Below are 15941 nucleotides of genomic sequence, written 5' to 3' on the forward strand. Positions count from 1 at the left end.
CTCAACGGAGCGAAGCTCCACTCAACAGCGAAGCGCTCAACCAGCGGCGCAAGCCGCCTCAACTGTCGGTTTCTTACCACTTTACTGAATAACCAGCTTACCACTATTCCAATATGTCCCTTTTTGGTCTGTCATCTTTACCTGATACAAATACATACCACGTTGTGCCCTACGACCAGCAGAGGTACTACCATCCCAGTTCAGACGTAACAGTCCCTCGGCAGCTTGTCCCTGATAAAGCTGCTTTACCAACTTACCAGTAACGTCCATAATAGTTACTTGCATTTCTGCCCCATACTCCGGAACCATCAACTCTAAAGTCGTTTGCTCACGGAATGGATTAGGATAAGCAGCAACCATTGTAATTCCTTCTGCTGCCATTAAGCTCGCAATACGCTCGCTGCTGCCATAAAAGGCCGTAAACTGTACTGTAGAGGAAGTCCCTTGATAGGCTTGTACTTGTTGCATATCAATCAGCTGTTGGGAAATATGATCGAATAAGAACAACTGTTTTCCTGCCGGAAGTTGTGGCTTAGCCCAACGCAACTGTAACGACTCTTCACTTCCTGCATTCACCTTGAAAGACCATTTTCCCTCTTCAGCATTAGAAATCATATCTCCCATGACATTTGAACTCTCGAAAGAAGAACGGCTAAAGTTAGCCGTTGGCAATCCTTTCATCAGCAAAGGAACATTGTGCATATCCAATCCCTCAAAGCCGTCTGTAGCACGCTCATGCATTCCCAAATATGCGGTGGTATGCCATTGCTGTTTTCCCCTCGCTTCCATGGTCACTTTCCAGGTTGCTTCTGATGCCGTTCTTAGGTTCACCGATTCATAATACCCCTGAATAGGATAAATGTTTACAGAAACAGCAGTCGGTCCTGAGTTTTCAATAAACCCACCTCCAAAAGGCTGTAAGTATTGATCTGTCCCCCTACTTCCATCCCAAGTAGTGATTTCTCCTCCAATATCCATCAGTTCCAACATACGGGTCTCGTACTCCTCTTCACTTGCCTCTTCCAGGTTTCGAGTTAAAATATTACTCCAGTTCAATGGCATATTGAAAGGTGTACTCACCATATTCCAACCTGGCTGTAACAGCAGTTCAAATGGCTCCCAGTTTCCTTGTTGGTTAATGCCAATCTCTGGCCTTACCTCGGTAGTCATCACTGGAGACTCCAACCATGGGCCTTCAGCACTCAGTATCCAATAAGACTCTCCTGGCTTCAAACTACTCAAAGTATTCATTTCACGATAGTTTCCATTTGACCAGTTCCACATTCTCCATTTCGTATTATCATTAGGTCCAAGTTCAGCCAATAAGTCCTGTACCTGCATTCCCCCTTCTGATCTCAAAGGAACAGAGAATATACGGTAATCACTTTCCGCTGTCCCCAAACCTATATATTCCGCAAAATTAAAATACCCGGCATCATACTGACGGTAACGGAAATTGTAATTTCCTTCAGGGTAATACAAGATCGTTCCATCATTCAGCTCTATCTCAAAATCATAGAATACTCCGAAAGGATCACTGATTTCGTACTGAGTGGAATATTCAGCTCCACCATCAAAAACCATCGTATAAGAAGTATAGTTTTCTGATAGAATCTCTCCCATCCTCATGATACCCAACTTAACGGATTTCACTAGGTCTGGACGCTGTAGCTCTAAAACAAAATATCCTGAGGCTATTTCATTTTCTGAATTATTACGAGAATCCGTGTAGGACACATTAACGATATCTCCCAATCCTTCTCCACTGTTACCTCCTTCAAACATTCCCTTCAAATCAATCACTTGCCACTTTCCTACATCATCGACATTTGGAGCACCGATTACCAAGAATCTTCCATTTCCATTCAACTGTAGAGAAGCACCATAACTATCATTCGTTTCTATTCCCTTAAAGTCCGTAGCGGCTTTTTTCCAATCAAGTCCATCGTAACGGTAAGCCCTAACGACCCCCGTAAAATCATTATAGCCTGGCCCTGAAACTGCTAAATTCTCCCCATGATAATCCAGTGTCAATAAGGAACCTGAAAACTCCATCGCTGTTTCACCAGAGATCGGGTCACCCACAATATTCCAGTTTCCTGCATCATACTCAAACACGCGAACCTGCCCGGCATTATCATCGCTTGTATCGTTTATATCGAAACCATCAGCACCTACTGCTATACGCTGCCCATCTCCTGAAATCACCATCTTACCGGCCCAATCATTGAAAGCAAGTCCATTAATTGATCCGCCTATCTGATACCAATTGGAACCATTAAAATCATAAACCTGTGCGCTACCTGACCAATTATTACTTCCGTCTACTCCTCCAACAGCCAAGCGTGTACCATCATCAGACAGCCCTACTGTCATTCCCATCTCAAAGTTTTGCGATGGGCCATAAATAGGCTGACCAACCAACACCCAATCATCTACAGTATCATTATAGTCGAAAACCCTTACTTTTCCAGCGTGAAAAGAAGCAGTATCATCAAGTCTATCGCCAATTGCAATTCTTCCACCATTCCCTGAAATTGAAAGATTCTGCTTAAATGCCTCATCAAAAGTACCAACAATATCAGTTCCTATTTGTACCCAACCACTAGCTTGATACTCATAGACTTGATAAATATTCTGTGTTAACACCTCATCATGACTACCGATCAATACTCTATTCCCATCCTTGGACAAAACCAAGCTGATTCCAAACTGAGCTTGTGAGGTACTTCCAAAAATAGCAGCCCCCTTCGGATCCCAAGACTCCCCATTAAATTCAAAGATCTCTACTTTTCCAGTCGGGGCAAAAGAAGGAGAAGATACTGCCACAATACGAGCATCTGCTGATATAGAAACACTGCGACCCATTTGGCCCCCTGTCTGTGAACCATACCATTCAGTGGCCATGGATTGCGTTACCGTTAGCAAGAAATCATAGGATACTTGTTCTCCCTTACCATCATCTGCTGTAAGGGTAATCGTTGTTGCTCCAATCCCTACCTCTGTCAAGGTCATCGTATTTCCTGTAACCTCAGTAGTCGCTACAGAGGTGTTGCTGCTATTTGCTCCAAAAGTAAGTACATCACCATCCTCATCTGCAAAGATATTGGAGAGGTCATAGGTTTCCGCTCCAAACCCTGTTACACGTACCTGATTTCCCAAGGTATTCTGTACGTATGGAAGGTTATTGCTTGAAGCAGCCACTGTAATAATAAACTGGTCACTTATAATACCTCCTTTATTATCATTCGCTGTGACCGTCACGGTCGCTGTACCCACACCAACTTCATTAAGGTATAACTGACTTCCAGAAATACTCCAGGTTACTACTGCGGTATTCGACACACTAGCAGAATATGTCAGCGCATCCCCGTCCGTATCCGAGAATACATTGGAAAGTTCTGTCAAATCGGTTGTAAAGCCTTCTTGTAAACTCTTATCGGCAATAGGATTGACCACCGTCGGAGCCGTATTGGTTACTCCTGTAATCGTCACTAAGAAGTCATCACTCGCTACACCTCCTTTGCCATCATTAGCCGTAACTGTAATGGTTGCAGTTCCTACCCCTACCTCAGTTAGTGTTAACCAATCTTCAGACACAGTAGTTGTCACTACAGAAGTATTTGTACTTGATGCAATAAAGGTCAACTCATCTCCATCCATATCCGAGAAAGCACTATCCAGGTATATACCTGCTGAGGTAAATCCAGCCATATACGTACGGTCCTCATAAGGTAATATCACGGTTGGAGCGTTGTTCGCTGGCGCATTAACCGTTACGATAAACGCATCACTTACGGCACCACCCTTACCATCATCTGCTGTAAGTGTTACAGTTGTTGTTCCTTCCCCTACTTCTGTTAATAACAGATTCGTCCCAGAAAGTGCGGCTGTCACTATAGACTCATCCGCCACAACAACTGAATAAGAAAGTATATCCCCATCTGCATCTTCAAATACATTACTAATATCAATGGTATAGGCACCTTGACCAACCTCAAAAGTCACATCTTCAATTTCATTGACCACCGTTGGAGGCACCGAAGAGAAAGGCTTTTGAAGAGCAGTCAATCGACTACCATTGGTTCTGTCCGCAAAGGCTACATATACATTTCCAGCGGTATCCGTTGCCAACTTAGGATAATCTACATCAGGTGCTGGTCTATAAACCTGATCCCATACGTTGTCTTTGAACCTTCTAATGATAAGTTCACTTTTCCCTTTATAAAGGCTTCTAAAGCCTACATACATACTTCCCTCTGCATCAAACACCAAAGAAGTGTAGTACAAGTCTGTATGTACAAAAGCCTCATTGACAAGATCTACCCAACTTGCCCCATCAAACTTCAAAACGGTTAGCTTAAAGCTTCCTTGATTAAAGGAAGACACCGGAACATCCGCATAAGACAGGTATGGTGTATTTGCTGCATCAAAGTTCAGATGAGCAAACTGCGCATCATGGGTACTAAACCGTTCTGTACCTACTGGAGACCAAACATTATTCATATAGCGATAGACTGTCATTCGGGACGACTGTCTAAAGTAAAGGTATGGTACATCGTTTGCATCAAATGTGATATTGATCGAAAGCAACTGCCCTGATATCGCTGGCAATGTTCCCAAGTTCACCCATGAGGCTCCATTAAAGTAAGCGACATTAGGTTGCCCCCCACTTGTATCTGTATAGAATACATAAGGGACTCCTGTAGAACTCAAGGCTAGCTTGATTTCTCTAACCGCAAAAGGAGTAAAAGCAGCCGTTCCCACCATCTCCCAAGTACTTCCATTAAACTTCTTGACCGTTCCAAAATCAGCATTGTCGCCATCCTGATACGCCATATAAACATTATTGGCAGCATCAACCCCTATAGCACCTCCTGAGCAACAACTATTAAAGCTGGTGTTACCCAATAGACTCCAGGCATTATTCTGATAGGTAAATACCTCTGTATCAAATGGTCCCTGATGTACAGCATAAGGCGTTCCATCGACAGCAAAGTGTAGGGAAGGGTATCTGGAGTTACTTACAGATGCCGGAGCGCCACCTATCGTTTGCCATGGGGCATCAATCACTCCTTCTACCTTTATCGTAAAACTACTACTTGCAACCCCTCCATTGCCATCAGTTGCTGTCACCGTCACCTGTGTGCTCCCTTCTCCTACTTCCATTAAGGTCAATTCTGTTCCTGAAAGAGTGGTCGATATGACAGACGCATCCAACACCTCCACCGTATAGGATAAGGCGTCTCCATCTCCATCCTCAAATACCGCTGACAGATCAATCAAGTGAGCGGCAAACCCTTTCAACTGATAGAGGTCTGTTAGAGGGTTGATGACAACTGGAGTCGTATTATTTACTATTTCATTCAGATCATAAGCTCGTACGTGCCCCTTATAGTTACTATTGACAATTGCACCAACTACAAGACGACTACCGTCCATAGACAAACTCAAGGATTTACCGAAATTATCTCCAGATGCTTCTCCTAAAATATCATTATCTAGCTGCACCCAATCTATGCCATCCCATTCATAAACACTTGCATAGCCTTCATCTTGCGTATTACCTCCGTTTCCTCTTGCTCCAACAGCAATTCTATCCCCATTGCCTGAAAGGCTTACTGAACATCCAAAATTATCTCCCGTGGTTCCTTGCAACGCACTTCCTCTTTGTGTCCAGTTCGCTCCACTCCACTCATAAACATTTACCTGCCCCGCACTAAAGCCACTTGTATATTTGTATAAAGCACCAATAGCTGTAATCATCCCATCAACAGAAAAACTAACGGAACTACCAAAGTAATCCCCTGAAGATGCTCCATATAATGTATTTCCAAATTGAGTCCAACTGGTACCATCCCACTCATAGAAATAAGCTGCTCCTGCATTAGAACCATTATTGTTATTTCCTATAGCTCCTACGACAAGGCGATTACCTTTCGCTGAGAGCGCTACGGCAGTACCAAAATTTTCTTCAGACAATGTACCTCCTAAGTCTCCTCCCAATTGAACCCAATCTGCTTCGTTCCATTCGTAAATTCGAACATGGCCGGCATTATCAATACCATTGAAATCATTTTGGGCTGCTCCTATGGCTACCCTTCGGCCATCCGAAGAAATATCTACAGCTAAACCAAACTCATCTCCACTAGCAGCTCCATCTATATCAAGCCCTAACTGCATCCAATTACTACCATTCCACTCAAATACCCTTGCATGCCCTGTAGCATCTCCATTACCGTCATTACCAAAAGCTCCTACGATCAGTCGGTTGCCATTCGCAGATAAACTAAGAGCTGCCCCAAACTGGTCTTGTGAAGCCTCTCCATCAATATCTCCTCCTATTCTGGTCCAAGAATTACCGTTCCATTGATATACTCGCACATGTCCTGCAGCATCTCCATTGCCATCATTTAATCTACCGCCTACAGCAATTCGTTCTCCGTCAGAAGAAACACTTACGGCATACCCAAATTGATCGCCAATTTTCTCACCATCAATGTCCGCTCCTAGCTGCTCCCATAATAAATCTTGTTTCTCTGCTACCACTACCTCAAAGGTCATTGCAGTTGTATTGCCCTGCCCATCATCAACAAATACATCCACCGCCGTCTTGCCGATCTCCACTTCTGTCAATAACAACTGCTCTTCTGATACGGTTACAGAAACGACTTCAGTATCTTGAGACAAAGCTGTATAAGCAAGCGCATCACTTTCTGGGTCTACAAAAATATCAGATAAGGATAATGAAGTTGGTCCATAACCAGAAACTATAACCTTTTTGCGAACAGGAGCTAAAACTGCAGGCGCTTTATTATCCAGAGGTGCTTTAAGCTGGAATACTCTCGCTATTCCACTTTCGTAAGCATTCGCATGATAGTAAGGGGCCCCTGCAATCATATGACTGCCGTTACCCGACACACCAACTGCTCTACCAAACTGTTCCTTTCGGGTTGATCCGGGAATCGCAACTCCTTCCTGTTCCCATGCAGTACCATTGTATTGATATACCTGTACTCTTCCTACTTGTTCTTCAAGGTTACTATAGTGGGGTTCTCCGACAACCAATGTGCTACCGTCTCCCGAAAGGGCCAATTTAAATCCGAATAAAGACAAGTTTGTTTCACCAACTAGATCAGCTCCTACCTTTCCCCATGTACTTCCGTTCCAATCGTAAGACATGACTCTTCCCACTTCTCCAGCTGCATTTTCATACCATGGTTCTGACATGGCTATACGCTGTCCATTGGCAGAAAGCGCTAATCCTCTTCCTAAATTATAATAAGCGGCCTCTCCATAAAAATCACTACCCTTTTTCACCCAAGAGGTTCCATTCCATGTATAGACACTGACTCTTCCTTGGCTATCTAATGTATTGGTTTCCCAAACAGCACTCATGGCGATCGTATTTCCATCAGCAGCAATACTCACCTGATTTCCCAATTGATCCTCCGCATGCGATCCGGTAAATGGAGTTCCTACCTGTACCCAACTACTACCCGTCCAATCGTATACATTAACCTCCCCCGTTTCACCTGCACTATACCTTGTAGATCCTACTACCATACGACTACCATTGGCTGACAAAGCCAAAGAAGAACCTATTTCACCATAAGCCAAAGTTCCTTCGATAGAGGTCCCTAAGCTTTGCCAGTTACTTCCATTCCATGCATATACGGTTACCTTTCCGGCATTCTCTCCAGCTCCTGAGTCATACCCATGTGCCGCTACCGCAAGACGCTGTCCATCTGCCGACAACGCTACTGCTGATCCAAACCACTCCGAAGCTGTTTCACCATACAAATCATTTCCCAACTTTGTCCAAACACCAGCATCCCATTCATAGATGCTCACCATACCTGCGTAATCCACCCCTGCATTGGATTGATGTTGGGTACCCACAGCCACTCTTTTACCATTACCCGACATACTTACAGCCAAGCCTGTTTGACTATAAACATTCGTTCCTTCTGCAAAGCCCCTTCCCATTTGTCGCATAGGGTGAGAGACGTCTCCATTGACATCAATCACAGATATCGTCAACGTATCCATTACTTGCCCTCCATTACCATCAATTGCGGTAAGGTATGCAGTCAATGTGCCTGGACCCACTTCTGTGATTTTCAACGTATCGTTATCCACTATCAATTCGGCTGCTCCACCAGCATCAGTTGCAATGCTATAGGTCAATACATCCTTATCGATATCATTAAAATATTGTCCAAAAGTATACTTAGCCTTATGAAACCCTTTGAACAAAGTAATATCTGTTATCGGCTCCAGTACGTCCGGAGAAAAATTATAATCCTTACTTACACAACTAACGATTGCTTCCCAACCTTCTTGAGGTACAGATGCATCCGACACAAACTTAAAGGTCAATGCTCCATCTACATTGGTAGCACGCATTCTCAATACATCAGTTTCGAAATACCCCGTATAAGCACCAATTAATGCCCCTTCATCTTCAGTCGTGGCATCATAGACATACAAATAGTCAAACTCTTCCTCTAAGTCTAAAAAGTTAAACTTCACGTAGACATCACTGCCAGTCGTAGAAGGATATATCGTAAAAATCCTTGACTCCTCATTGGCATAAAGGCTATCTCCACTAGGATCCTTAAAGATCGCATCACAGGTCGTAGTTGTCCCATCTGTCATCAGCAGTTCCGGAGCGTTTGCTACCTTCATCGGGGTGATATCCCCTTGGGATGATAATTGACTGATCTGTTGGGTTGCGGTATTGATCACCGTCTTACTCTTGTAAATATGAGTATCCTTTGATGAAGTGGACTTCTCCTTTATTGTCTGCGCATGAATAGAAAAGGCAGCAATACTCCATAAAAGTGTACTCAGAAGCACGCTTAGTCGTATTCTCATCATTTTATTCTGTCGTTTGTTTTAGTTATTAGTGCTCATAGGGATCTTTAGAGCTTGTTTGGAATACTGATTTTGAGAATAACGCTTCTATTCCAAAAGACGTGGTTCTCAACTAAGCTCTTATCCTGATAACTATAGATCCTATTACTTTGGGGATAATGCAAATATATTTTTTTTGTGAAAACATTGCACTGAATACCTAATTAAGTTAGGACTAACGAATATATTTCCCTGATTTTTAGACCGGGAAAACATTCAGCTCTTAATGAGTAAGAGCTTGTTCAAGTCCCAAACCTTTGAAGTATAAACTACCAAAGTTGGAACCCTAAACAAGCTCTAAGTTTTCATCAATAAACAATAGTTATTGAACTATATTTCTTCGTTCTCTTGTACCTCCTGCTCCCCCTCTATCTGTTGTGTTATCTTCCTTGCCTCCAAGTACTGTTTCAGAGGAGCAAAATAGTCCACCATTGCTTTGGCACTAATTTCTTCTTCCAAATGTAAACGTAAGTGGTCTTTCCAATGCAGTGTCCCTGCTGAATACATCATTCTCAACAACTCTACCCCTACGACAGGCTCTTCTTTCCCTCTCATATGCTGATACACCTGAAAAGCAATTAAGGTACTGATTCCTTCTTTAAATGCAGCAAGTGGTTCTTCGTACAGCCATCTATTAGACGGATACATCATTTCTGTAGTCAATCCCGCTACTTGCACCCCCATATATTGGGACAATAAGTCACGGTATTGCTCCTCCAGTCGCTTTCCACTTAAGCCTTCCCGATAAGCAAACACTTCCAGGTTGGTCGTCACCCCTAACCCATAAGGGATAAAAGTAAGGTATTCCAATGCCTGAGACAATTGCACTTGAATGGAATCCGGCATCGTTTCTTCCATAAACTGCTGAGTAATCATTGGCTCTTCCCCTTTAATGGCTAAAAACTTCCCCATTGCCTTAGCCCATAACTCTGACTCCTCTCCTTTCAGCAATACAGGCATATCGTCATTCTCCTGTATTCTGGAAGCTACGTACTGCCCTACCTTGTTAAGGGTCTCCCTATAATAGCCAATGTCCTTTCGCTGCAACTGATAATCCGTACCATATCGCTCTCCAAAACCACTCAATAGTACCGATGGGTACTTGGACGACTGTAGCATTCTTGGAACACTATTAGCATTAAGGTAGGTCGCTATCTTCCATGAAGCGAGCAGTTCTTTTCCTACTTGCACTATTGCTACAGAAGCTGGTTTTTTATCCAAATAATATTCCTGTTCCAATAACTCGGCCCATCCTCCATAAACAGTCGTAGGCAACCAATGTGCAGGTATTTCTTCTCCAACGGTAATATATGGATATTGCGCCGATAGTTTTTCAAGTATATAACCATGTAGCAACCTGAATAAAGGGTCCAATTCTTGAATAATTTCCTCCGATAACTCTTTTACCTCCAGAGGCTCCATCCCTATGCCCTTCGCTTCATAGTCAAAAGCATCGTCATAGGCATTCTCTTGTACTACCTGATTATAATTAAGTACATATTGCGTAAACTGATCATCCAGAGAAGTATTCCCCCGATGATATGCTTTCCAGGTATCAAAACGAAACTTATTTCCCTTGTTATGCACTAAAAGAGAGTCTACCTGTTTTTCAGCATAACGACGACCATATAAAAAGTAATCGGAGTTCTCCGCAAATAAAGCCATCGTTGCCTGTTTTTGATAGAGATCTTCCAAAATAGAGCGCTTTCCTCCCATCCCCATACGATAGAGTAACCTTGATAACTCTCTTTTCTCCGCAGCATTCAGGTCAGTTGATGCTTTCATTAGTGTCATCGCTCGTTTTTTCAAGGAATCAGACGCAAATACATGATCCAAGTCTGCTGAAGACTTGGCCCAACGTTGTAGGGCTAGCTCCCCTCGCCCTGATTTACGAGCATCCATTAGACTCCGTTTATCCCTCAAGGCCTTCTCTCCATGGATCTCTACCACATCATTGATCCCCTCAAGAAAATCACTCGCCACCTGTTGATTGGCTTGCTTGCTTCCTTGCTCTTTTACCTCCGTACAACTTGCTATCACTAATAATGAGCCTATTGCCCAAAAATGCCTTATTTTAATCATAAAAAATTGTTTGTTACCTCTCTTCTAGAAATCAAATATACAGCGAATGATAAGGATCTCATAGTAGTAGAAAGGGAAAAGTAAAAGGAGAAAAGGAAAAGAATAGATTCCGTAAGGTCACTTCTACCGCAGTACTACATTTTTATTTTATCATTTTGTGCCGGATATTCCTACCTTTGTGCCCTATTCTTCGGATTTGAAAAACCGCCATGTCTTTTTGTGTGTTGTCTACTGTAAGCAACATCATCGTAAAGATAGGCCAGCAAAATATAGAAAAATTCTTATGTCTGATCATACATCAACCCCCTCATTTGAGGATTTTAAACTGAATAAGCAGCTCCTGAATGCTATTACGGAACAGGGGTTCACGACTCCTACACCTATTCAGGAAAAAACGATTCCCCTGACCATGGCAGGGCATGACATTATGGGTATCGCCCAAACAGGTACAGGTAAAACAGCCGCTTATCTACTTCCTATTCTTATGAAAGTGAAGTATGCACAAGGCCACAATCCCCGTGCATTAATTCTTACCCCTACCCGTGAGCTGGCGATGCAGGTAAATGAGCATATTAAAATGCTGACTCCCTATATGGACATACGCCATACTGCTGTCTATGGAGGTTTGGGACCAAAAACACAAATTGAAACCGTAAAGGAAGGAATTGATATCCTGGTAGGAACTCCAGGTAGAATCATGGAGCTTTATGCCAAACAAGCACTGGTACTTAAGGATATCAAGTTTATGGTACTGGACGAGGCCGATCGTATGATGGATATGGGATTCATGCCACAGATCCGTCAGATGCTGGAGATTATTCCAGTAAAAAGACAAAACCTTTTGTTCTCAGCGACCATGCCTGATATTGTCGTTCGCTTGTCGGAAGAATTTCTAGAGTTTCCACAACGTATAGAAGTAACTCCCCAAGCTACCACGGCTGAAATGGTAGAACAGGAAGCTTACTATGTTCCTAACTTCAAAACCAAAATCAACCTACTGATGCACCTGATGGAAGATCAGGAAACCTTTAGCAGGGTGATTATCTTCGTCCGCAAAAAGCAGGATGCCAATAATATCGGCAAGTACCTGGAAAGGATGCATAATGGAAGTGTGCGAACTATCCACGCCAATAAGGGACAAAATTCCCGTACCAATGCCATCAATGACTTCAAGTCGGGAGAGATTCGCTTCCTGGTAGCCACTGACGTTGCCGCTAGAGGTATTGACGTCAGTATGGTCAGCCACGTGATCAATTTTGATGTACCGGTATTGTATGAAGAATATGTTCACCGTGTAGGTAGAACAGGAAGGGCTAATAACACAGGGCATGCCATCACCTTCATCAATCCAGCGGAGAAGTACCATATGAAAAAAATTGAGGAACTTATCCGTATCACACTACCTATCAAAGACATCCCTGCCACAGTAGAAATTGAAAAGGCAGACTTTGAGGAAAGGCAAGATATAGCCAAAGAGGTTGACCGTCAACGCAAGAAAGAAGACCCGAACTTCAAGGGAGCCTTCCATGAGAAGAAAGATAAAAAGCTGAAGCAACAGCATAAGCGAGAAAATCAGATCAAAAAAGCAAGGGCTGCCGGAAAAAGCAGTGTCTTTATCGGAGGTAGCAAAAAAAGTAAAAGCTCCTCAAGCAAGCGTAAAAGCGGAGGGCCTTCCAGAAGAAAAAAACGTTAAGGCAATTTTTAGTGTAAAGATGAGTCATCCCATATTAACAAATGGCTTAGCTTTCTGAGAATTCATCACTTTATAGCTATCTCACAAGCCCTTTATGAGCTTCTTCATTTTTTCCTTGATGAAAAAACGAAGCAAAAAAATCAAGGCTTTGAAGAATTTGCCTAATTTTTAATCGCAAAAGCTAAAAATTCCAAACTCGCTACGCTCAAACAATGGAATTTTCTTAACGCTTTGACAATTAAAAATTTTAACGGCAATTCTTCAAGGCCATTTTTAGATATATAAAGACACTTTTTAAACAAAAAATATGAGTCACCCCTTAAATGTTAATATGGGATGACTCATTTTTACACAGAAACCAACACCACTAATATTAGATGATTCCTATTTTTTTCCTCAATTTCAAGGAATCATATGTAATATTTACGTGAAAAATCAACTTTTAGACACCTGCTTTCCGAGACTCCTCAAATATAATTCCCCATTCCTAGCACTATTCCTGTTCTTTTTGTTAACTTTCTTATAAACACCCCCCCCATAACACTACTTACCGCTAGTAACTTTTTACTGACAGGGAGTTTTTATAAACAAAACAACCTATGTAATTTTCTAGTTGAAAATAGACAACCTAAAAATAGTTCAAAAACATAAAGATATGAAAGTTAACCAGTTAAATGATATTTTCGATAATTTCAATAGTTATTATGCCTTAGATGAAGATAGTTATATAGTTGCCGTTCAAGATAGTAGAAATATTCGTTCTAGTAAGAAGTTCATTATTCCTCTTTTTTACTTTGATGGAGAGCATTGGGAAAGGCTTAACTTAGAGGATATTGGTGACAAAGTCTTTATGGCCAGCAAGCCCTTGGAGACAGAGTTTCTGATGGACGAATTCATTAAAGTTAAAGGCCTTAAAATTAATACTAAAAGAACCGAAAACGAGCAGTTTAACCTAGAAAATTCCCTTACCAAATATATTACTCACTCCGATAAGCTCGATCACCTTTACGATGAATATATTCTGGATATTTTTTCTGGAAAGCTCGATCTGGATCGACAACTCTTCTACCCAGATAAACGCTATTACGACCTAATAGACGAACTATACGTCACCCAAAACAAGAAATTTCTGGTAGAGAATACAGAAGATGGTAAGATCTACGGGGTATTCAATGGCGTGCAAAGTAGTTCTGACACCAAATCAGTGAAGCTTTCTACTGGACTAAAAAAAGAAGTGGAGATCTTCGAACTACCTGAAAACACCTACCTCGAACTCAATTTAGGAAAGTACGGAAAGCTATCCCGAAAGATCGTTAAGTCTTATCAGGATATTGAGCTGTATGTTACGGATCGTATTGATTTCCTGAGTCGAAAAGAGCTATTTGATTGGGTAGAACAGCAACTTTCTCTTAAAACCAAGTTCGACTCTGCTAGCGAAGTATGGGATGTTATTAGTAAGAACAGTCATATTCAACAGATGTCTTCCCGTTACCTTCGCCTAAAAATGATGTTTGAAAAGTCCAATGAGAATTTAGGAGAGCTCCGAGAATTCCTCACCAATCTGGCTGGAAATGAATTCTTCCTTACCCAACTCAACGAGCTTCAAAATCAGAAACTAATGCTGGAGAATGAGTTGAATCAACTTCGCCTTCAAAAACAGCAAGAGCTAGACTATTTGGAAGAGTTGAAAGAAGAAGAATCCTCTGCAGAGCAACGTATCAAGTTAATCAAGGACAATGAAGAACACCTTCGGGAAGAACTAAAAAAACAGAGAGAAGAAGAGATTAATAAGGAAATGAAGCAGAAGCTATCTTCCTTGGAAAAGATTGACCTTGAAATTAAAGAGAAGGAAGATGAGATTGCGCTGATCAAAAAGCATAAAACGCTGGAAGATCTTAAACTGGAAATTGAAAATCAAGAGCGCTTTCGTGAAGAACTTAAAGCGAGCATAGAGATTTTGAAAAAAGAATTTATTGAGGCTCAAGGACGATCCAAAGATGTACTGGCAGAGTTTCTAAAGACCAAAACACACTTTGACTTACTTACGGGCAAACAATACGGTGGGGTACGTAGCTCAAGTACATCCTCTACTCCTACTATTCAAAATCAACGCATCACCACTCCTGACACCACAGACACCCTCAAAGAATTAACGCAAAAAATCCACAAGAAACTGACCAAGATCGGTAGAAGCTACCCAGAGCATTTTATTGCCAACTTATTGATCAATATTCATCAGAATACCCTTACGCTTATCGCCGGAATGCCCGGCACCGGTAAATCTTCTTTAGCCAAAGGCATCACGCAAGCTTTGGTTCCCAAGGAACGTATCGTAGAGATTTCTGTCGCAAGGGGATGGACCTCACAAAAAGACTTAATCGGCTTCGCCAACCCTATTACCAAGCAGTTTCACCGCTCTGCCACAGGGATGTATGACTTGCTTCAGCAATTGAGTGTGGAATCTGACCAAGGATGGCACCATGAATCTCCTTTTGCCTACGTGGTATTGGATGAAGCCAACCTTAGTCCCTTGGAGCACTATTGGGGTACTTTCTATAGTACCACAGATACCTATGCCTCCGATGAGCACCCTCTTACTTTACAATTGGGCAATGGAGAAAGTATTCATTACCCAAATAACCTTCGCTTTATCGGCACAATTAATATTGACCGTACCACGGAAAACATCTCTCCAAGATTACTGGATCGCACGCCTATCATACGTTTGGAGATGCCTAAGCAAATTCAGTTCCCGACAATTGAGGCTCCTTCAGTGTCTAATCTCAACCTGGACTTCAAAACATTGAGAGAGTTATTCCAGCTTAGGGATTTCAAAATGGACATCCCTTCTCAATTCCTGGAGTTTATCGATCCGGAAGTAGAAGAACGTTATGATACTATTGAAAACACCCTACGTTACTTAGGGGTATATATAAGTCCAAGAGTTAAAAAGTCCATCATTGAGTATTGTAATGTGGCGCATAATGTCATGAGCGAACAGCTCAGACCGTTGGATTACTGTATTGCACAGAGGGTATTAACCAAAATCGACCTGCAAGGGAAAGAGGCGCATGAGGGCCTAAAAAATCTATTATCACAGATCAATGATTTTGGATTAAAAGACTCCAGAGCGGCCAGTGTATTGGGGAAAATTCTGGAGAAAGGTGAAAGAGAGGGATACTCCCAAAACTACTTCAATTACTTTTTGATTGACTAAGAGCTTGTTTGGAATACTGATTCAGAAAGA

General features: G+C 42.1%; 4 protein-coding genes. 2 read left to right on the forward strand and 2 right to left on the reverse strand.

Going from position 1 to position 15941, the window contains the following annotated elements; translation table 11 throughout:
• Nucleotides 1-81 precede the first annotated feature (81 nt).
• Together ABD985_RS02840 and ABD985_RS02845 are read right to left on the reverse strand one after the other, a co-directional pair.
• Nucleotides 82-8883: a FlgD immunoglobulin-like domain containing protein gene (locus ABD985_RS02840; protein ID WP_345369032.1), complete on the reverse strand. Its 8802-nt coding sequence runs from the start codon at nt 8881-8883 to the stop codon at nt 82-84.
• Between the two features lie 366 nt (nt 8884-9249).
• Nucleotides 9250-11001, reverse strand: coding sequence for a M2 family metallopeptidase (locus ABD985_RS02845; RefSeq protein ID WP_345369033.1), 1752 nt, complete (start codon nt 10999-11001; stop codon nt 9250-9252).
• A 283-nt stretch (nt 11002-11284) separates the two neighbouring features.
• Between ABD985_RS02845 and ABD985_RS02850 the strand changes: the two genes are divergently transcribed.
• Nucleotides 11285-12694: a DEAD/DEAH box helicase gene (locus ABD985_RS02850; RefSeq protein ID WP_345369035.1), complete on the forward strand. Its 1410-nt coding sequence runs from the start codon at nt 11285-11287 to the stop codon at nt 12692-12694.
• A gap of 655 nt (nt 12695-13349) precedes the next feature.
• Entirely contained in the window at nt 13350-15911 is a 2562-nt protein-coding gene (locus tag ABD985_RS02855) for a hypothetical protein (RefSeq protein ID WP_345369037.1), read from the forward strand.
• Nucleotides 15912-15941 lie beyond the last annotated feature (30 nt).

The sequence above is a fragment of the Algivirga pacifica genome (assembly GCF_039543525.1).
In the GTDB taxonomy this organism is placed as follows: domain Bacteria; phylum Bacteroidota; class Bacteroidia; order Cytophagales; family Flammeovirgaceae; genus Algivirga; species Algivirga pacifica.

Excerpts from the sequence above, each read along its gene's own strand:
- ABD985_RS02855 (WP_345369037.1), top strand. The coding sequence starts at position 13,350 with ATGAAAGTTAACCAGTTAAATGATATTTTCGATAATTTCAATAGTTAT.
- ABD985_RS02850 (WP_345369035.1), top strand. The coding sequence starts at position 11,285 with ATGTCTGATCATACATCAACCCCCTCATTTGAGGATTTTAAACTGAAT.
- ABD985_RS02840 (WP_345369032.1), bottom strand. The coding sequence starts at position 8,883 with ATGATGAGAATACGACTAAGCGTGCTTCTGAGTACACTTTTATGGAGT.
- ABD985_RS02845 (WP_345369033.1), bottom strand. The coding sequence starts at position 11,001 with ATGATTAAAATAAGGCATTTTTGGGCAATAGGCTCATTATTAGTGATA.